Origin of the sequence: Streptomyces solicavernae, assembly GCF_029968095.1 — a bacterium.
GTDB classification, from domain to species: domain Bacteria; phylum Actinomycetota; class Actinomycetes; order Streptomycetales; family Streptomycetaceae; genus Streptomyces; species Streptomyces solicavernae.
Map to the genome: position 1 here is coordinate 1 of NZ_JASCIR010000003.1, position 19876 is coordinate 19876.

At 69.8% G+C, this 19876-nt stretch carries 16 protein-coding genes; 9 read left to right on the plus strand and 7 right to left on the minus strand.

The window, feature by feature from the left end; genetic code table 11:
- Positions 1 to 160 (plus strand): acetyl-CoA carboxylase biotin carboxyl carrier protein subunit (locus QIS99_RS04830; protein WP_349017273.1); only part of this gene is annotated, 160 nt, incomplete at its 5' end.
- 273 nt (positions 161 to 433) lie between these two features.
- Positions 434 to 1036 (plus strand): TetR/AcrR family transcriptional regulator, encoded by a 603-nt coding sequence (locus QIS99_RS04835; RefSeq protein WP_282510811.1) that lies wholly within the window; start codon positions 434 to 436, stop codon positions 1034 to 1036.
- Positions 1037 to 1117: 81 nt separating this feature from the next.
- On the opposite strand, the gene QIS99_RS04840 is transcribed toward QIS99_RS04835, so the two are convergent.
- A complete protein-coding gene (locus QIS99_RS04840) occupies positions 1118 to 2089 on the minus strand; it encodes a DeoR/GlpR family DNA-binding transcription regulator (RefSeq protein WP_282510813.1) in 972 nt (323 codons plus the stop codon).
- 273 nt (positions 2090 to 2362) lie between these two features.
- Complete coding sequence (locus QIS99_RS04845; RefSeq protein WP_282511387.1) at positions 2363 to 3841, minus strand: NAD(P)H-quinone dehydrogenase; 1479 nt, start codon at positions 3839 to 3841, stop codon at positions 2363 to 2365.
- Positions 3842 to 4005: 164 nt separating this feature from the next.
- On the opposite strand from QIS99_RS04845, the gene QIS99_RS04850 reads away from it, so the two are divergent.
- The 4 genes from QIS99_RS04850 to QIS99_RS04865 all read left to right on the plus strand — a co-directional run bounded on the left by QIS99_RS04850 (position 4006) and on the right by QIS99_RS04865 (position 8522).
- Positions 4006 to 4443: a gamma-glutamylcyclotransferase gene (locus QIS99_RS04850; RefSeq protein WP_282510817.1), complete on the plus strand. Its 438-nt coding sequence runs from the start codon at positions 4006 to 4008 to the stop codon at positions 4441 to 4443.
- A gap of 165 nt (positions 4444 to 4608) precedes the next feature.
- The gene (locus QIS99_RS04855; RefSeq protein WP_282510820.1) at positions 4609 to 5421 is read left to right on the plus strand and encodes a purine-nucleoside phosphorylase; all 813 of its coding nucleotides are present in this window, start codon (positions 4609 to 4611) and stop codon (positions 5419 to 5421) included.
- Positions 5422 to 5472: 51 nt separating this feature from the next.
- Positions 5473 to 7140, plus strand: coding sequence for a phospho-sugar mutase (locus QIS99_RS04860; protein ID WP_282511389.1), 1668 nt, complete (start codon positions 5473 to 5475; stop codon positions 7138 to 7140).
- Between the two features lie 179 nt (positions 7141 to 7319).
- Positions 7320 to 8522: a hypothetical protein gene (locus QIS99_RS04865; protein WP_282510822.1), complete on the plus strand. Its 1203-nt coding sequence runs from the start codon at positions 7320 to 7322 to the stop codon at positions 8520 to 8522.
- Between the two features lie 42 nt (positions 8523 to 8564).
- On the opposite strand, the gene QIS99_RS04870 is transcribed toward QIS99_RS04865, so the two are convergent.
- Both QIS99_RS04870 and QIS99_RS04875 read right to left on the minus strand, forming a co-directional pair.
- Positions 8565 to 8873: a hypothetical protein gene (locus QIS99_RS04870; RefSeq protein ID WP_282510825.1), complete on the minus strand. Its 309-nt coding sequence runs from the start codon at positions 8871 to 8873 to the stop codon at positions 8565 to 8567.
- An 86-nt stretch (positions 8874 to 8959) separates the two neighbouring features.
- Positions 8960 to 10150, minus strand: a complete 1191-nt coding sequence (locus tag QIS99_RS04875; protein ID WP_282510828.1) for a helix-turn-helix domain-containing protein — start codon at positions 10148 to 10150, stop codon at positions 8960 to 8962.
- A gap of 474 nt (positions 10151 to 10624) precedes the next feature.
- Between QIS99_RS04875 and QIS99_RS04885 the strand changes: the two genes are divergently transcribed.
- On the plus strand, positions 10625 to 11398 hold the full coding sequence (locus tag QIS99_RS04885) for a helix-turn-helix domain-containing protein (RefSeq protein ID WP_282510834.1): 774 nt from the start codon (positions 10625 to 10627) through the stop codon (positions 11396 to 11398).
- A 541-nt stretch (positions 11399 to 11939) separates the two neighbouring features.
- Here the strand turns inward: QIS99_RS04885 and QIS99_RS04890 are convergent.
- From QIS99_RS04890 to QIS99_RS04900, 3 genes are read right to left on the minus strand one after another with little or no spacing between them, the layout of a single operon-like run.
- Positions 11940 to 16610, minus strand: a complete 4671-nt coding sequence (locus tag QIS99_RS04890; protein ID WP_282510837.1) for a putative T7SS-secreted protein — start codon at positions 16608 to 16610, stop codon at positions 11940 to 11942.
- The gene (locus tag QIS99_RS04895; RefSeq protein WP_282510840.1) at positions 16610 to 17242 is read right to left on the minus strand and encodes a hypothetical protein; all 633 of its coding nucleotides are present in this window, start codon (positions 17240 to 17242) and stop codon (positions 16610 to 16612) included. The genes QIS99_RS04890 and QIS99_RS04895 overlap by 1 nt, the downstream gene beginning before the upstream one ends.
- Complete coding sequence (locus QIS99_RS04900) at positions 17239 to 17721, minus strand: SseB family protein (RefSeq protein ID WP_282510843.1); 483 nt, start codon at positions 17719 to 17721, stop codon at positions 17239 to 17241. The genes QIS99_RS04895 and QIS99_RS04900 overlap by 4 nt, the downstream gene beginning before the upstream one ends.
- A gap of 291 nt (positions 17722 to 18012) precedes the next feature.
- Here QIS99_RS04900 and QIS99_RS04905 point away from each other — a divergent pair, with 291 nt between their 5' ends.
- Together QIS99_RS04905 and deoC are read left to right on the plus strand one after the other, a co-directional pair.
- Positions 18013 to 18777: a PH domain-containing protein gene (locus tag QIS99_RS04905; RefSeq protein ID WP_282510846.1), complete on the plus strand. Its 765-nt coding sequence runs from the start codon at positions 18013 to 18015 to the stop codon at positions 18775 to 18777.
- A gap of 132 nt (positions 18778 to 18909) precedes the next feature.
- Positions 18910 to 19872: a deoxyribose-phosphate aldolase gene (gene deoC / locus QIS99_RS04910; protein ID WP_282510848.1), complete on the plus strand. Its 963-nt coding sequence runs from the start codon at positions 18910 to 18912 to the stop codon at positions 19870 to 19872.
- The last annotated feature ends 4 nt before the right edge of the window (positions 19873 to 19876 follow it).

Genomic DNA, 19876 nt, shown 5'->3' on the forward strand with positions numbered 1-19876 from the left:
AGGCCAGGAGGTCAAGGAGGGCGACCTCGTCGTCGTCCTGGAGGCCATGAAGATGGAACAGCCCCTCAACGCCCACAAGTCCGGCACCGTCAAGGGCCTGACCGCCGAGATCGGCAACTCCCTCACCTCCGGCGCCTCCATCTGCGAAATCAAGGACTGACGTCCATTCGTACGTGAGGACTGACGTTCCCTCGTACGTACTGAGCCCCCGGCGCACCTTGCGTGCCCGGGGGCTCAGTCGTGCCCGAGAAAGGCGCAGGGAACTGCGCGAACAGCCCAGCGACGGGCCGCACCCGCCATGGGACCGCTGGTGGCAGACGCGGCTGCCCGCTCGGCGCGGTTGCTCGCGCAGTTCCCCGCGCGCCCCTGAGTGCGCACCCGCGGGTGGCATCCTGGAAGCAGACCAGGGCCGAGGCCAGGGAGGACGGCAGCCATGACGACCAGCACCGGGCAGGCGGACGCGGTGCCCACCGCGGCGCGCCCGATGCGTGCCGACGCGCGGCGCAACTACGACCGGCTGCTCGCCGAGGGCCGGGCCGCGTTCGCCGAGCACGGCACGGGCGCGTCCCTGGAGGACATCGCGCGGCGCGCGGGCGTCGGGATCGGCACGCTGTACCGGCACTTCCCGAACCGGCACGCGCTGCTCAGCGCGGTCTTCGAGGACGCGGTGTGCGCCCTGCTCACCCGCTCCCGCGAGCTGCTCGACGATCCGCAGCCGTGCGCGGCGCTCGTGGAGTGGCTGCGGGCGATCGTGACGCACGCGGGCGAGTACCGGGGCCTGTCGCGGGCCCTCATGTCGGTGTCGCGGGACGACAGTTCGGCGCTCGCCCGGTGCAGTGCGCCGATGCGCGAGGCGGGCGGCGCGCTGCTCGTGCGGGCGCAGGAGGCCGGGTCGGTGCGGTCGGACATCACGATCGGCGATCTGCTCCAGCTGACCAACGCGATTGCGCTGGCCGCTGAAGAGACGCCGGGGGACCCGGAGTTGGCGGATCGGTTGCTGATGCTTACGCTGCGCGGGCTGAAGGCGGGCGCGTAGGCGGTACGGGGGGGGCTTGCGTGGTCCGTTGCGTGCCCCCCCGGACGGGCCGGGAGCGGGCCCGCGCGGAGCCCCGCGTTGTCACCGGCGCCGCAAGTCCGCCACCCGGGCCGCCCGTTCACGGTCTCCCGTCGCAGGGTCCGTCAGCGCGCCTGCCGTACGGAGTTGGTGCGGGCCGCCCTGCGTGACGTTCCTCCGCTGGCCGGGCAGGGGGACGTCACGGCGCTGGGGCGGGCCCGGTGGTGCCGGGTCGGCGGGGCCTCCCGTCGGTGTCGCGCCCGCGACGGCGACCTGGACGCCCTGGTCGGCGAGGGCCTGCAGTTCGGTGGCGGCGCGTTCGTCGGGCACCGGGGGCTCGTCCGTGACGAGCCGGGTGATGACGTCCGTGGGCACCGTCTGGAACATGGTGTCGGTGCCGAGCTTGGTGTGGTCGGCGAGGACCACCACCTCCGCCGCGGCCTGCACCAGGGCCCGGTCGACGCTGGCCGAGAGCATGTTGGACGTGGACAGGCCGCGCTCCGCGGTGAGCCCGCTCCCGGAGAGGAACGCGCGCGACACCCGCAGCCCCTGGAGGGACTGCTCGGCTCCGCTGCCCACGAGGGCGTAGTTGGAGCCGCGCAGGGTGCCGCCGGTCATGACGACCTCCACGCGGTTGGCGTGCGCCAGCGCCTGGGCGACGAGCAGGGAGTTGGTGACGACGGTCAGTCCGGGCACGCGGGCGAGCCGGCGGGCCAGCTCCTGGGTCGTCGTACCCGCGCCGACGACGATGGCCTCGCCTTCTTCGACGAGGCCCGCGGCGAGATCGGCGATGGCCGTCTTCTCCGCGGTCGCGGACAGCGACTTCTGCGGGAAGCCGGACTCACGCGTGAATCCGCCCGGGAGCACCGCACCTCCATGGCGGCGGTCAAGGAGTCCTTCGGCCTCAAGCGCCCGCACATCCCGCCGTACGGTCACTTCGGAGGTCTGGACTACGCGGGCGAGCTCCCGGAGCGACACTGCTCCGTTGGCCCGCACCATTTCGAGGATCAATTGGCGACGTTCTGCAGCGAACACGAAACTGACAGTAACCCCAACGACCGTCTGCTTTCAGCAGTTTGCGCCGAATAACAGAAGTTGTTCGCATGGCCGGATGCGAAGTGGTATACGCAGATCCAGCCCCCGGCATGGTCCGGGCGACCGGACCCCATGGCGTCGCACGAAGGCCCCACGAGACCCCCACGAGACCCCACGAGGGCCCCGCACTACGGCTCCGCGGCGACTCCGCGAGGGCTTCGCGACGGCTTCACGAGGGCCCAACTCGCCCCCGGAGCAGGGGTTTTACGGGCCCTACGCCTCGCCCGCCGCCTTGCGGGTGTGCAACTGCCGGGCGACCTCGGCGATCGAGCCGGACAGCGAGGGGTAGACGGTGAACGCATTCGCGATCTGTTCCACCGTCAAGTTGTTGTCGACCGCGATCGAGATGGGGTGGATCAGTTCCGAAGCGCGCGGCGAGACGACCACTCCGCCGACCACGATGCCGGTGCCCGGGCGGCAGAAGATCTTCACGAAGCCGTCCCGGATGCCCTGCATCTTGGCGCGCGGGTTGCGCAGCAGCGGCAGCTTGACGACGCGGGCGTCGATCTTCCCGCCGTCGACATCGGCCTGGCTGTAGCCGACGGTGGCGATCTCCGGGTCGGTGAAGATGTTCGCCGAGACGGTCTTCAGGTTCAGCGGCGTCACCGCGTCGCCCAGGAAGTGGTACATCGCGATGCGGCCCTGCATGGCGGCGACCGAGGCGAGCGCGAAGATGCCGGTCACGTCACCGGCCGCGTACACGCCGGGGGCGGAGGTGCGGGACACCTTGTCGGTCCAGATGTGGCCCGAGTCCTTCAGCCGGACCCCGGCCTCCTCCAGGCCCATGCCGCTGCTGTTCGGGATGGCGCCGACGGCCATCAGGCAGTGCGAACCGGTGATGACGCGGCCGTCGGCGAGCGTGACCTCGACGCGGTCGCCGACGCGCTTGGCGGAGGCGGCGCGGGAGCGGGCCATGACGTTCATGCCGCGGCGCCGGAACACGTCCTCCAGGACGGCGGCGGCGTCCGGGTCCTCGCCGGGCAGCACGCGGTCACGGGACGAGACGAGCGTGACCTTCGAGCCGAGCGCCTGGTACGCACCGGCGAACTCGGCGCCGGTGACACCGGAGCCGACCACGATCAGCTCTTCCGGCAGCTCGTCCAGGTCGTACACCTGCGTCCAGTTGAAGATGCGCTCACCGTCCGGCAGGGCGTCGGGGATCTCGCGCGGGTGGCCGCCGGTCGCGATGAGCACGGCGTCGGCGGTCAGCGTCTCCTCGGAGCCGTCCGCCGCCGTCACGACGACCTTGCGCGAGCCGTCCATCGCCTGCTGCCCGTCGAGCCGGGCCCGGCCGCGTACGACACGGGCGCCCGCGCGGGTCACGGACGCGGTGATGTCGTGCGACTGGGCGAGCGCGAGGCGCTTCACGCGGCGGTTGACCTTGCCGAGGTCCACGCCGACGACGCGGGCGGCCTGGTCGATGTGCGGGGTGTCGTCCTCGACGATGATGCCCAGCTCTTCGTACGAGGAGTCGAAGGTGGTCATCACCTCGGCCGTCGCGATGAGGGTCTTGGACGGCACGCAGTCGGTGAGCACCGACGCCCCGCCCAGACCGTCGCAGTCGACGACGGTCACCTCCGCGCCGAGCTGGGCGGCCACCAGGGCCGCCTCGTATCCGCCAGGTCCGCCGCCGATGATCACGATCCGGGTCAAGGGATTTACGCCTCGCGCTCTCGTTTCCGGCCCGCCCAGCGCTGTCCCGGCCGGGGGTCCGGGGGTCGCCCCCCGGGCAGATGCAGTACGTACTCCATTGTCCCGCACGCTTCAAGCTGCTTCGCCCCGGGGCCCTCCAGAGGAGTACGACGGGCTCGCGAGACCGCACGACCTGCGGCGGTCACTGTCGTACCCTCGGTCCCATGTCGCTCTACGCCGCGTACGCCGGCAATCTCGACGCGCGGCTCATGTCCCGCCGCGCCCCGTACTCGCCGCTGCGCGCCACCGGCTGGCTCAACGGCTGGCGGCTGACCTTCGGCGGGGAGCACATGGGCTGGGAAGGCGCGCTCGCCACGATCGTGGAGGCGCCGCGCTCCCAGGTCTTCGTCGCGCTCTACGACATCGCGCCGATGGACGAGGAGTCCATGGACCGCTGGGAGGGTGTCGGCCTGGACATCTACCGCCGGATGCGGATCCGGGTGGAGACCCTGGAGGGCGAGATGCCGGCCTGGGTGTACGTCCTGAACGGCTACGAGGGCGGCCTGCCCTCGGCCCGCTACCTCGGCGAGATCGCCGACGCGGCGGAGTCGGCGGGGGCGCCGCACGATTACGTGATGTCGTTGCGGAAGCGGCCCTGCTAGCCAATTCAGCCCGTCCGGCGTTTGAGGACGAGCCCGCAGGGCGACCGGGGCCGGGGCGGAGCCCCTGGACGATGCTCACCTTGGCGGAACGTACAACGCAACGATCGTGACACTGTCGGCAGCGGCATCTACGCGCGTGGAACGACAACAGCTACCCTCAACCGCGTGAACGCTTCCGTAACCCCCACCGACCCGTACGCCGCCGCCGACGCCGCCGCCGCGCGGCTGCGTGAGATCACCGGCGCAGAGACCCATGACGTCGCCCTCGTGATGGGGTCGGGCTGGGCCCCCGCCGTGGACGCGCTCGGCACGCCCGAGGCCGAGTTCCCCGTCACCGAACTGCCCGGCTTCCCGCCGCCCGCCGTGGAGGGCCACGGCGGCAAGATCCGGTCGTACAAGATCGGCGACAAGCGCGCCCTGGTCTTCCTCGGCCGCACCCACTACTACGAGGGCCGCGGCGTCGCCGCCGTCGCGCACGGGGTGCGTACGGCCGTGGCCGCGGGCTGCAAGACCGTCGTCCTGACCAACGGCTGCGGCGGCCTGCGCGAGGGCATGCGCCCCGGCCAGCCGGTCCTGATCAGCGACCACCTGAACCTGACGGCCACGTCGCCGATCGTCGGCGCCAACTTCGTCGACCTCACCGACCTGTACTCGCCGCGCCTGCGCGCCCTGTGCAAGGAGGTCGACGCGAGCCTGGAGGAGGGCGTCTACGCCCAGTTCCCCGGCCCGCACTACGAGACCCCCGCCGAGGTCCGCATGGCCGGCATCCTCGGCGCCGACCTGGTCGGCATGTCCACGGTCCTGGAGGCCATCGCCGCGCGCGAGGCGGGCGCCGAGGTGCTCGGCATCTCCCTGGTCACCAACCTGGCCGCGGGCCTGTCCGGCGAGCCCCTCAACCACGAGGAGGTACTCCAGGCCGGCCGCGACTCCGCCGCCCGCATGGGCGCGCTGCTCACGCAGGTGCTGGGCCGGATCTGAGACTCGCACGTACGACGAGAGGCTGAGGCAGACGTGCAGGACGACGCAGTGATCCAGGACGACGCACTGATCACCCGGGCCAGGGCCTGGCTGGCCGAGGACCCCGACCCCGAGACCCGCGAGGAGCTGGCCAAGCTCATCGAGAGCGAGGCCCACGAGGAGCTGGCGGCCCGCTTCTCCGGCACCCTCCAGTTCGGCACCGCCGGGCTGCGCGGCGAGCTGGGCGCGGGCCCGATGCGGATGAACCGCTCCGTCGTCATCCGGGCGGCCGCGGGCCTGGCCGCGTACCTGCGCGCGCAGGGCAAGGCGGGCGGGCTCGTCGTGATCGGGTACGACGCGCGGTACAAGTCGGCGGACTTCGCGCGGGACACGGCGGCCGTGATGACGGGCGCGGGCCTGCGCGCCGCGCTCCTCCCGCGCCCGCTGCCCACCCCCGTCCTGGCCTTCGCCATACGGCACCTGGGCGCGGTGGCGGGTGTGGAGGTGACGGCCTCGCACAACCCGCCGCGCGACAACGGCTACAAGGTGTATCTGGGCTGGGGGTCCCCCCGGACGGAGTCTGGGGGAGGGACACAGATCGTGCCCCCGGCGGACGCGGACATCGCCGCCGAGATCGACGCGGTGGCGGCCCTCGCGGACGTGCCGCGCCCGTCGGAGGGCTGGGAGACGCTCGGCGAGGAGGTCCTGGAGGCGTACCTGGCGCGTACGGACGCGGTGCTCGCCCAGGGGTCCCCGCGTACGGCCCGTACCGTCTACACGCCCATGCACGGCGTCGGCAAGGAGACCCTGCTCGCCGCGTTCGCGCGGGCCGGGTTCCCCGAGCCGGTGGTCGTGCCCGAACAGGCCGAGCCGGACCCGGACTTCCCGACGGTCGCCTTCCCGAACCCGGAGGAGCCGGGCGCGATGGACCTGTCCTTCGCGACGGCCCGTGCCGCGGAACCGGACCTGATCATCGCCAACGACCCGGACGCGGACCGCTGCGCGGTCGCGGTGCACGACTCCTCGGCGGGTGACTGGCGCATGCTCCGCGGCGACGAGGTGGGCGCGCTGCTTGCGGCGCACCTGGTGAAGCGGGGGGTGACCGGGACCTTCGCGGAGTCGATCGTCTCGTCCTCGCTGCTCGCGCGGATCGCTTCGGGGGCAGGTCTGGCGTACGAGGAAACCCTCACCGGCTTCAAGTGGATCGCCCGCGTGGACGGCCTGCGGTACGGCTACGAGGAGGCGCTCGGCTACTGCGTCGACCCCGAGGGCGTACGCGACAAGGACGGCATCACGGCCGCGCTCCTCGTCGCCGAGCTGGCCTCGGAGCTGAAGGAGCAGGGCCGCACGCTGCTCGACCTCCTGGACGATCTGGCCGTCGAGCACGGCGTGCACGCGACGGACCAGCTGTCGGTGCGGGTCGAGGACCTGTCGCTGATCGCCGATGCGATGCGGCGCCTCCGCGAGCAGCCGCCGGTATCGCTCGCGGGCCTGCCGGTGACGCTGGCGGAGGACCTGACGCAGGGGACTTCGTCGCTTCCGCCGACGGACGGCCTGCGCTACACGCTCGACGGCGCCCGGGTCATCGTCCGGCCCAGCGGTACGGAGCCGAAGCTGAAGTGCTACTTGGAGGCGGTCGTTCCGGTGGCCCCTTCGGACGCTCTGCCGGCGGCACGGGCGAAGGCGGCGGAGCTGCTAGCGGCGCTGAAGCGGGATCTGGCTGCGGCGGCGGGTATCTGAGCCACGGGTCGTACGGGCGGCGGTGACCTGGACGGTCGCCGCCGCCCTTCTTCGTACGCCGTGACCACCTGAACGGGTGATTCCCGCACGGCACTTGACGCAGCGGGGCGGGAGGGGTGGTGGCCCGCAAGGAAGGTGGACCGGTCCGCGCCCGGCCGAACCCCAGGAGCTGCCCGCCCGTGTCCGCCCCCACCGAGGCCGTCCGCCGCGCCCTCCCCACCTCCCGGCGCCCCCGTCCCCGGGGCACGCCCCCACCCCGCGCGGACCTGCCCCGCCGCATCGTCCGCGCCCTGCGCCACGCGGCCCCCGCCATCTACGGCTACGCCTGCGTACGCCTCTTCTGCCTCCTCGTCGTCTCCTTCTGGGCCCACAGGGAAGGCCAGGGCCTCTGGCCGATCCTGGCGACCTCCTGGGACTCGTCCTGGTACCTGGGCATCGCGGAGAACGGCTACGCGCGGGAGCTCGGCACGACGTACGACGCGAACAACCTGGCGTTCTTCCCGCTGTACCCGCTGGCGGTACGGGGGCTGTCGTGGGCCCTCCCCGGTTCGTCGGCGGGCGTGGGCCTGCTGGTGGCGGTGGTGGGGTCGTTCTTTGCGGCCTGGGGCATCTTCGCGGTGGGCGCGCGGCTGCACGGCCGCAGGGTGGGGGTGTGCCTGGCGCTGCTGTGGGGCGGGCTGCCGGTCGGCCTGGTCCAGTGGATGGGCTACACGGAGTCCCTGTTCACGGCCTTCGCGGCGTGGTCCCTGTACGCGTGCCTGACGGGGCGCTGGGTGTGGGCAGGGACGCTGGCGTCGTTGGCGGGGCTGACGCGTCCGACGGGGGTGGCGCTGGCGGCGGCGGTTTCGTTGGGGGCGCTGGTGTCCCTGTGGGGGCGGTTCTCGTGGCGTGTGCTGGTGGGCGGGCTTCTGGCCCCGCTGGGCTGGTTGTCGTACGTCGGCTGGGTCGGCCTCCGACTCGGCCGCTGGGACGGCTACTTCGCGGTCCAGGAGCTGTGGCACAACCATGTGGACGGCGGCGCGTACACGCTGCGCAGACTGGACGACCACTTCATCGACGACTCGACACCCGAACTGTTCCTGATCCTGGTGTCGTTGGTGCTCGTCGCGTCGGCGATGCTTTTCGTGCGCTGCGTACTGGACCGCCAGCCCCTGGTGCTGCTCGTCTTCACGGGCCTGCTGCTGGCCATCGTGCTGGGCAGCGGAGGCGTGTACTTCTCCCGAGCGCGCTTTCTGCTACCGGGCTTCCCACTGCTACTGCCACTGGCCGTGCTCCTGGCCCGCGCATCGCTGCGGCATGCGGTGGTCTGGGTGGGTGGTGTTGTGCTGGTGGCGGCCTATTGCGGGGGGTACATGGTTTTGGTTTGGCCTAGTGCGCCTTGAGGGTCGTCAGGCCTTGGGCTGGCCAGGGGCGAAATCCGGCGCTCAGTCGCCATCCGCCGCAGCGCCGGACAGTCGAGCGCCCCTGCTGTCCGCGATGCGCTTCACGTCGCGCAGGGACTCGCTCATCCGTGCCAGGCCGTACCGGAGTTGATCTGGCGTTGCCCTCAGGTCTGCGAGTAAGTCGTCGATGTGGTCGAGGAGTTCACCGGCCATTCCGAGTTGGACTGACTCCACGTGGTCCGCGACTCGCGTGAGGTAGCCGTCCCCGTCGGTCAGCAGGAAGCACGGCTTCCCGTCAGAGCCAGTCCATGGCAGCAGCCGTGCGATGTGCACTCCGTGCGGTTTGGTCATGCATGTGACGCTACGGAGCTCAACACCGGTCTCTCAATGGCACTTTGAGGTGCCATCAGGCAGAAGTGCCACCCGAAGCCTCCGGGTCACATTGGCGCCCCAATGGCGTCGGCGAGGCTTCGCATGTCCGGGGTCAGTGTCCGCCGCCGGGCAATGATCCGGCCGAAGATGTCGCGGGCGTAGCGCTGGTTCGGCAGCCACTGGGGCGCTGACGCCCGGATCTCCTGGAGGACGTCGACCGCTTTCGCGTAGTCCCGCGCCCGCGTGTGCGCCTCAGCGACGTCCAGCAGATGGCGGTTGCGGTTGTTGGACGTCGTGCGCATCCCGGACGTGGGGATGCGGGCGGAGAGCTTGAGCACCAGGTCCGGGCGGTCGACCACCATGGCGTTCTCGGCTCGCTTGAGCGCGACCGTGACGGGCCCGAACGCCTTGAGGAAGTCATCGCCGGGTGCGAACTCCCGCCCCATGGCGACGGCTGCCGAGTTCGCGTACCGCAGGGTGTCCTCCGCCTCCCCCTGCCGGTTGTCCCGCACCGCCGCGGCGGAGGCTCGCAGCAGCAGCCAGCCCCACGCGCTCAACTCGGCAGGCGTGGCACGGGAGATGCGCGGCTCCATCTCATCGGCCCACTGAACGGCCAACTCGCGCGCCGCGTCCAACCGCCCCTGCCGCAGCAGCAACCAGCACCGCGTATTGACCGTTGCGGCACCCTGAAGGCGGTCGGAAACGTCTTCGAGTGACCGGTCGAGGGCGGTGTCCGCAGCTGCGAACTGCCGGGTCTGCGTCAGCAGCCACCCGGTGAGCTGCATCAGCCGTACGCGCACGTCCCGGCCGGCCGGGCCGCCCGTCTCTGCGATCAGGTCCGCGTCGCGGATCATGGCGGGCAGGATCAGGCTCAACTCCCGGAACCGGTCGCCGGAGAAGAGCGGAACTGCCGCGTCGATCAAGTCATGCATCCCGGCAACGCTGGGTGCTTCACTCATGTCGGCACTGCCCACCGGGCCGACGAGCGCCTGCCGGACGGGAGCCCACTGATCGTCACCATCAGGTTCCGCGTCTTGGTCGGACCCCGCTTGCGGGACGCCCACCAAACTCGTGGTCGGGACGCGCAGCGCCACGGCCAACCGCCGGGCCGTCTCGAGACGCGTATCCGCCCGCTCTCCCTGCTCCAACTTGCGGATCAAGGAGACGGACACCCCAGACACGGAGGCAAGTTCACGCTGCGTGAGCCCCCGCCGCTTGCGCACACCCTGGAGCCGCTTGCCCATGTCGGCGCTCATGGTGCGAGCTTAGGGCTACGGGGTCAGGGCTGCGTCCCACGACTCTCGGCCACGCGTAAGGCATCGGTGAGCGCGTCGGTCAACGTCCGACCGAGGAAGCGGAGTTCACCGATGGACGCCCGTGGGTTGTCCAGCAGTTCTCGCGCATGCCCCAACAACTCATGTCCCATCGCGAGTTGGACACACTCGACTTCGTCGGCGATACGGGACACGGGACCGGAACGGTCAACGTCACCGATGACGTAGCAGGGTTTGCCGTCGTCACTACTCCAAGGCAGAAGACGCGGGGAGGGGCGGCGCCTCTGGGAAGGATCAGGGACTTGAGTCATCGAAACCAGCTTCCATCGAAGTCGTGTCCCACCATCGTCGACAGTTGGGGACGCCCTTGCGACGGCAGTAGTGACGTCATCGGGGCGTCACCCGAAGGCGTCAAACCGGTGTCATTGGCGACCGGCGACCGCTACCGTCGACGGCATGACGACTGAGCTGCACGCGTCCAACGACGTGCTCCGGGCCATACGGATCAGTCTGCGCATGAGCCAGGACGACTTGGCGAAGGCGTTGCGCCGCGCCGGCGACGAGTTGGGCGAGCCCAACGACGCGAGCAAGCGACTCGTGCAGCGCTGGGAGTCAGGAGTCAGCCGTGCTCCACGCCCGGTGTATGCGCGGGCACTTGAGCGCGTCACCGGCCGCCCGGTGGAGTCCCTCGGCTTCACCTTCCCAGTGCCGGTGGCGCGCGTGCACTCCGACGGAAAGGGAGGCCATGACATGGACGCCGCCACGGAAGGTGCCGCCGCGAAGACCGAGGCCCCTCAACGGATGACAGACACAGCGAACTATTCCGGAATCTGGCTGTCGCGCTACGAGTACTACAGCTCGGGCCGAGGCGAGACGTTCGAGGCCAAGCACTACGTCGTGGTACTCCAGCACGGCACCAAGCTGACCGGCCAAAGCCTCCCCGGGGCGTCGAGCAACCCCGACAGCCCTCTGACTCTCGACCTCACCCTGGACCGCAACGTGGTCACGGGCACCTGGACCGAGCAGACAGCCCGCGCCGGCTACTACCAGGGTGCGCGGTACCACGGAGCGGTTCAGATGCTGATCGAGCCGACGGGCCGCCGCATGACAGGGAAGTGGATCGGGTTCGGCAAGGACTTCGACGTGAACTCTGGGCCTTGGGAGTTGCTGCTGGTGGACGCGTCCATCAGCAAGGCCGCTCTGGAGAGGTACGGCTGCACCCCAGCCTGAAGGCGACGCGTCATACGCATGACGCCACAGCCATCCGATGTGATCACCGACGTCAGGCGCCCCTCCGCGCCCCCAGCTGGCCGATGATTTCCCTGTTTGGACAGTCGCCCCAATGGGGTCGAGCGAAATCTGGACGCCTGCAGGCAACGACCAGCACGTCGGCTAAGAGTTCACCTAAGGTGGGCAGGGTTGCACAGGCAGGCCCGCAGACGCTTCGTCTCAACTAGACCGGCTCTACGGCATCGACTGCCCTCCCAGAGGGGCCGAAGCATCCGCGCCTCATCAGGCCACAGAAGACTCAACTTCCGCCTGAACGCGCCCCATACTCCAGCCGCTCCAAATTGGACCAAAGAGGCTCGAGGCCGAACTCCTGCAATACCTCTTCCAGGATGACGAATGGGGGCGCATTCGAGGGTTCCCCACCGATCCAGACAGTGTCACACTCTTCACACACCCGCAGGTCTACAGATTTTCCAGGGATTCGGCACTTAACTACCCACCCCTGCTCGCACCTCGGACACCATTTCATTCCGAATCCTCTCTAATGCTGTGGAAACGCCGTAATTACCTTTGCCGTTCCAGGCACTACCACAATCCGCAGGCTCTTTTCCCCATTCGTTCCTACCTCCCTACCCATGGGAACTATATACCTCGCAGGGTCACTGGGATCGGGAGCACCTCGATTCCTCCACCCCTCGTCAACAAGCGCAAGGATGTCCCCTTGATTAGGGTTCTTAAAAACGCCGTGCGTAATCTTCGACGGATCAGGACGCGCATGCTCCATCACGTGCGCGATCCGGTGACCTTGAGCAGACCCTGGCCCGTATATTAGGCCTGCCGGAGATTGGAATCGATCATTACCAAGGTCCGTGAATCCGTTTGGTTTACATACGGCCAGGCCCAGCGGGTCCACCCAGGCATGGGGATTGTTGACATAAGCACGCGGATTGAGGGCAGGCTCAAGACCCAATGGATCCGTCGCGAGATATCGACCAACTTCTGGATCATAATATCGAAAGTGGTTGTAACTCAACTCGGATTCGCGGTCAAAGTATTGACCAGGAAAACGAATTGGCGTATATGCGGCCGCATTTCGAGCCCATGCCGTGGCGCCCCAGAGAGCGATTCTCGCGCGCCAGGTAACGTCCCCATGCTCGTCGAGCAGCTCGGTCGGTGTACCAACCAGGTCAGTGACGATCGCGTAGAAGCGCTCGTCGAGCTCCTCGTCTGGGAGACGCTTGCGTTCCGTCTGGGCCAGCGGGCGGATGCCCTCGTGGTCCCAGGTGAGTGTGACCGCCTCAGGGGCACCCGGCACATGGCCGGTCTGCTCGCAAAGCGTCGTCCCGTCCCAAGCGAAGTCGACCTGCTCTGCGATCAACTCCCCGCCCGCCGCCGCGAGGCGCTGCTTGGATATTCGGCGGCCCAGCGCGTCGTACGCGTAGCGCCACCTCGTGCCGTCCGGTGTGACCACCGACGTAAGCCGATCCTCCGCGTCCCACGTGTACCTCCACGTGTCCGGCTTACGCGACAACCGGGTCTTCTGGCGGAGCACCGTGCGGCCGCCTGCGTCGTGTTCGTAGCGCACAGCGCCCGCCGTGCGGATGCGCGTGCCCTCGTACGTGCGGGACCCCACCGCCTCCTGGCCCGGCATCGCCTGCGGCCAGGACGCCTCCGTCTGGTTTCCCGCCTCGTCGTACGCGTACCTCTCCGTCCAGCCCGCCGCGTGCACCGCTGTGACCCGGCCCGCCGCGTCCAGGTCGAAGCTGCGGGAGCCGTTCAGTTGGTCGTCGATGCCGATGAGGTTGCCGTCTGCGCGGTACTTGTAGCTCCGGGACTGCACCGTGTGGTCGGTCGGGCCGACCAATGCTTGCTTCGTGAGGCGGCCCACCGCGTCGAATGTGTTCGTCAGCGACAGCGAGTCGCCGATCAGACGACTGAGCTCTCGGCCCGCCGCATCGTGCTCGAACGTCATCGTCCGGCCGGACGTCACCAGCTCCGTGCGGTTGCCCGCCGCGTCGTAGCGCCACGAACTCTCCGCCCCGGAGGGAGTTCTCCTCCCCACCCGCCGCCCGAGTCCGTCGTACGTGAACGTCATCGTCCGGCCGTTGACCGTCTCCGACACCAACCGGCCCGCCGCGTCCCGTGTCAGCTCCAGGACAGCGTCCGGGTTCACCGCCCGGGCCAGGCCGCCCGTCGCGTCGTACTCGAACGTCGTGAGCGCGCCCGCCGCGTCCTTGCGGACCGTGCGACCGAGGACGTCCCGCTCGAAGCGGATCACGTCGCCCATCGGCGTTGTACGGGAGAGGAGTTGGCCCGCCGCGTCGTGTGCGTACGTCAGAACCCGGTCGTCGAAGTCCGTCTCCGCCACCAGGCGACCGGATGCGTCGTAGTCGTAACTCCACGTCAAGCCCTGCGGGTTGAGCACCTTGCGGAGTTGCAGCTGCGTGTCGTGCTCGAACTCGTAGCGGACGCCGTCCGGGCCCGTGCGGGCCGACAGCAGGTCGAAGTGCGTGTACTCGAAGGTCGAGGCCTGGCCCATCGCGTCCGTGTGCGACGTGCAGTTGCCCTCGCCGTCGTACGTCCACGACTCCGACGAGCCGTCCGCAGCCGTGCGGCGGGCGAGCTTGCCCTCTACCGTCCACTCCAGCCGCGTCACCGCGCCCAACGGGTCCGTCACCGCCAACGGGCGGCCGAACGCGTCACGTTCGTAGCGGGTCAGCGCGCCGAGCGGGTCCGTGATTTCCAGGGGGAGGCCTGCCGCGTCGCAGCGGACCGTCGTCGTCGCGCCGAGCGCGTCCGTGATCGACGCCAGGTTGCCGAGCGCGTCGTACCCAAAGCGGGTCGTCGCCCCGGACCCGTCCGTCACCGAAGCGCGGTTACCGAACTCGTCGAACCGCTGGTACGTGCATGTGCCGTCCGAGTGCGCCAACACGACCGGCAGGCTCAACTCGTCATAAGCAAGGCTGGTGTACGCGCCGTCCGGGCGGACCAGCATGGTCAGGCGGCCGAGTTCGTCGTATGCGTAGCTCGTCGTGCGGCCGAGCGGGTCTGTGACAGTTAGCGGCCGGTCGTAGCTGTCGTGCGTCGTCTGAGTGGTGGCTCCGGACGGATCCGTCTCGGCCACCACCTGCAACCGACCGTTGACGAGGTAACTCTTCGTATGCCCCAAGGAGTTGGTGAACGTCGTCACCTTGTGGCCCGTGGCCGCGTCGATGTCGTCGTACGTGTAGGTCGCGCGCAGGTGGCCCGCCTGGCCCGTCTGGTACGTGCACCGGTCCCGGTCGTCGTAGACGTAGCTGTACGAGGAGTTGTTCGTGTCCGTCCACGATGTGATGCGGCCAAGCTCGTCGTTGCGGAATGCCGTCGGGCGGCCGGAGGAGTTGGTCACCGACGACAGGTGACCGCGCTCGTCGAAGCCGTAGCGGACGATCTCCTGGTCCGCGCCGTCCGCACCCGCGCCCGCGAGGTGCAGGGCCGTGATGCGCTTGCCCTCCGTCGTGATCTTCAGGTGGTAGCCCGCCGAGTGCACGATGCCGGTAGGAGCACCGTCGGCGTCGTACTCGAACGTGAGGTACTGGCCCGAGCGGTCGGTGATCTGCATCAGCAGGGCGATGCCGTTGCCGTCGCCGTCCGGTGCCGCGAAGTGCCAGCACCGGCCCTGGACCGGGTCCGTGATCGTGTAGTCGCCGTACGCGTCGAGCATCAGGGCGTGCTCGTCACCGCCGTTGGGGAGGACGGACACGCCGGGCGCCGGGTGCGGGTACGTCAGGACCGCGCCGTCCTGACGTACGAAGACGATGCCTGTCGCGTCCACCTCCAAGTGCTGGTCGGCCGTCGACGACCACGCCGGACCGAACCAATACCCGGCCCGGTACGAAGACTTGAAGTGGCGGGAGAACGTCAGCGGGAGTGCGCCTGGAAGCGCCACGTCCGTCTGCGGCAGGAGCATGCGGCCGGTCGCGATGTCGATCGGGTCGCCCTCGCAGACGCCCTTCTCGGGGTTCTTGCAGGCATCGGGCTTCTCGCCCTCCTCCTTGCCCTTGCCGGGTGGCCGGTCCGGGTGCGGCTTTCCATCCGGTACCTTCCCGACTCCCCCCAGGCCCTTCCGGCCGAGCAGGTTGCCGATGAAGTTTGCGGCGGCATGGTGTGGGTCGCTGGTCCAGCCAGAGCCGATGACCTGCTTCGGGATGCGCTCCGGATGAGCCACTGTGCTCAGCAGACCGGTCGCCAACCCGTTGGCGTTCTTCGCCCACTCCGCGGGGTGGGTCAGGTTGTACGGGTCGAAGGGGTTCGCGGTCCGGGCCAGCGCCACCGTGCCCCCCACGGCCTCGGCGGCACCTCCCAGGAAGTGGGCCAGCCCCATGCCGTTCGCCTGGCCGTAGTCCATGAGCTCAGCGCCCGCCCGGTCCAGGAGATCCGGCTTCTCGGGGGCCGTCTCCAGCGCCTGCTTCACCCGGCCCCGCGCCTCGCGCGCCGCCTCCGTGCGCTGGCGGCGGGCCTCCTCCAGGATCTCCCGTGCCTCCTGGCGACCGGCCACACCCGGATCGCGGAAAGGCTCCGGCTTGGTGGGCTTGGGGCCGGGGTCGGTCTTCCCCGAATCCACGTACTCGTTGTAGGCGTCGATCGACGAGTTGTACGCATTGACCGACAACTCATGGTCCTTGGCGGCCTTTTCGCTCGCCGTCTGCGCACTCTTGTACAGCTCGATCGCCGCGGTCGCCTGCGACTGGGCCCACGCGACCGTCTGCGCGTACGACTCCAACGCACGGGAGGCGTCCTCGCAGGCGTCGGCGGCGGTCAGCCACTTCTTCGGCTGCATGCTGAACTTCTCGCGGAACCTGTCCGCCGCATCGCCCTTCCAGAACCCCGAGTCCAGATTGCCCAGGCCCTGTCCGACCGTCTCGAAGGCATGGCCGAAGTCCTTGAGGTGCTTGGCCCGCTCCTCGATGGCCGGTGCGCTGCCGTGGATCAGCTCCTTGGGGTCGTCGGTCTCGCCCAGCTGCCGCTCGGGCACGTCCGAGCCCAGCCGGTTGCCGATGCCCTCGCCGATGTCACGGACACCATCCGCGGCCGAGTCCAAACCCACGTACTGCAGGGCGTCCCCGGACGTGTCCGTGACCCAGCCCACCGCGTCGCCGGTCTTCTCCTTGACCGTGTCGACAGCCCCCGAGGCCGCGTCCCCGATGCTGTTGAGCGCGTCTCCGATCCCCATCAGCCCTTGCCCCCCTCGGCGTCAGGCGAGCCGTCCCCCGGCTTCTGCGCCGGCGTGAACGTCTCTTCCTCCGGGCCGTCCGGCTCCCAGTTGCTGCTGTCCCGCCACGGCGTCAACGTCGAGCTGTCCAGGTCCTCGCCGGCCTGGTCCCACTGGTCGCCGATCTCGTCCTTGGCGTCGCGGAAGGAGTCCATGCTGTAGTCCGCGTCCCGGACGTGGCCGACGATGTTGCTGCTCTCCAACGCCTCCGACACGGACTGCCGCTTGATGTCCTCCTCCGTCGCGTACGGATTGCCCCCGACCTGGTTCAGCACGGTCTTGAACACGTTCTTCCCGTACTCCTCCTCCTCGTGGTACATCCCGGCCGACAGGTCCAACATCAGCGCGAACTTGTTGGCGTCCTGCATCAGCGTGCGCACGCCCCAGCCCCACCGGTCGCAGAAGCCCGCGAACGTCTCCTGGAGCCCCGCATCCCCCACCTCGAGCCCGGCCAGCTCCAACTCGTCGAAGCCGCGCCCCAGATTCGCGTCGATGTCGAAGCCGAGCTCCTTCAGCTCGTCCATCGCCAGCTTGATGCCCTTGGTGAGCTGGGCCATCGCCTCCGGGTCCGCCCGGAATCCGTTGCCGCTCACTGCAGACCCCCAGCACCCGGGTCAGGCACGACGGCCTGCATCGGATCCGGCTCAGGCTCCGGATCTGGCTCCGACTCCGGCTCCGGCTCCCACGCCACCGCGTCCGGAACGATCCCGCGCACCGGCGGCAGCACAAACCCCGAGGGACTGCCCGCGTCCACCGCGACCCCGACCGGCCCGCCGATCCCCGGAATCACCTGGTCGAGCAGTCGCGCGCCGAACACCGTCACCCACTCGTCGACGGTCTCCGGGCGCTGCTCCGCGAACCGGTCGAGGGTCTCCATCCCGGTGAAGGCGAACAGCCAGCGGACCTCGTCCGCCGCCACCGTCAGCAGCGAGTCCTCCACCACCGGCACCAGCACCTCACTGCGCCGGAACTCCCCCACCAGGGCCCGAACATCGCCCTCGCCGGACTGCGTCAACTCGGTCATACGCCGTGCCAGTGCCGCAGCGCGCATGCCGACCACCCCCGTAGTCATCGCACTTCCCCGTTGCCTTGCGTTGCGTACGCGAAATCTCATTGCGTACGCGAACAAGCACCGTAACCGACGGGACTGACAATCGAACACACGGTCACCCTGTCCAGGTTCAGCCCTGGCTGAAAACAACCCACGCAACCCGCCCAAGAGTGCTGAGAGCCAGGCCGGTTCGGGCGGGCCGCCAGTGGAGGCACCCCGTGCGGCCGGCTGAACTCCGCCCACCTCGCGAAGCGAAGGTCAGGCGACCAGCCCCGCTGACACCCCCATCCCCCACTGAGTAAGAATCACCTCATGACGAGCCCGGACCCCCAGCCCGATCCGCACCCCGAGCCGAAGCCCGACCCGCAGCCCGACCCGCAGCCCGACCCGCAGCCCGAGCCGAAGCCCGAGCCGCAGTCCGGCAGCGCGCACGCGGATCCCGCTCCCGACCACCCCGTCCACCCCGTCCACCCCGACCGCACCTACCGCTCCAGCAGTGCCGTCGCCGGTGGCGTCCTGCTGCTCGGGCTGGCCGCGTGGCTCGGTGGGGACGCGCTCGTGCGGGGGAGTGGGTGGACGCCGTGGCGCGCGCTCGCCGGGCTGCTGTTCGTCGTGCCGCTGGTCGTCGCGTACACCCTGCGGCCCGCCGTGTTCGCGAACGCCGAGCGGCTGCGGGTGCGCAATCCGTTCCGTACGATCACGCTGCCGTGGGCCGCCGTAGAGGGGCTGCGGTCCGGGTACTCCAGCGAGGTGTTCGCGGGCGGCGGCGACAAGTACCAACTGTGGGCGATTCCCGTCTCGCTGCGCGCCCGGAAGAAGGCCGCTCGGCGGCAGGTGCGGGACGCCGTGGACGACCCGCACGGGCGCACGCCGACCGTGCGGTCCGGTGGCGCCTCCGCCTCCGCCTCCACCCGCGCCCCCGCCGACCAGGCCCTCGACGACCTGCGCGAGCTCGCCGAGCGGCACGCGGGCGACCCGGGCGCGCAGGGCGGGCCGAGCGTGCGCTGGGCGTACGAGATCCTCGGGCCGAGTGCCGCGGGGGCGCTGCTGCTCGTGGTGCTGTTGCTGATCGGCTGAGGGACGGCCGGCAGCCGGAAGCATGCGTGTGGCCGGGGCCCGAAGGTCCCGGCCACGCGCATGTCCGAACCGTCTGGGCGCGCCCGCCCCTGTACAAGCCGCTACGCGCGTAGATATGCTCGCCTGGTGACCATGCCCACCACTGCACATGCCACTGCATCTGCTTTCGCCGACGCCACCGCGTCCGACAGCGCGCTGCGCCGTTTCCTGCACGGGCTGCCCGGCGTGGACGCGGTCGGACTTGAGGCGCGCGCCGCCGCGCTCGGGACGCGCTCCATCAAGACGACGGCCAAGGCGTACGCCATCGACCTGGCCATCTCGGTGATCGACCTGACGACCCTGGAGGGCGCCGACACCCCGGGCAAGGTCCGGGCGCTCGGCGCGAAGGCCGTCCATCCCGATCCGACCGACCGTACGACTCCGCGTACCGCCGCCGTCTGTGTGTATCCGGACATGGTGGCGGCGGCGAAGGAGGCCGTCGCCGGGTCGGGGGTGAAGGTGGCGTCCGTCGCCACCGCCTTCCCGGCCGGGCGTGCCGCGCTCACCGTGAAGCTCGCCGACGTCCAGGACGCGGTCTCCGCGGGGGCGGACGAGATCGACATGGTCATCGACCGCGGCGCCTTCCTCGCGGGCAAGTACCTGAAGGTGTACGAGGAGATCCGCGCCGTGCGGGAGGCCTGCGGCGAGCGGGCCCGGCTCAAGGTGATCTTCGAGACCGGCGAGCTGTCGACGTACGACAACATCCGGCGCGCCTCCTGGCTCGGCATGATGGCCGGGGCCGACTTCATCAAGACCTCGACCGGCAAGGTCGGCGTCAACGCCACCCCCGCCAACACCCTCCTGATGCTCGAAGCCGTCCGCGACTTCAAGCAGCAGACCGGGGTGCAGATCGGCGTGAAGCCCGCGGGCGGGATCCGGACGTCCAAGGACGCCGTGAAGTTCCTGGTGCTCGTGAACGAGACGGCCGGGCCCGACTGGCTCGATAACCACTGGTTCCGGTTCGGCGCCTCCAGCCTGCTCAACGACCTGCTGATGCAGCGCCAGAAGCTGGCCACCGGCCGCTACTCCGGTCCCGACTACGTGACGGTGGACTGAGACC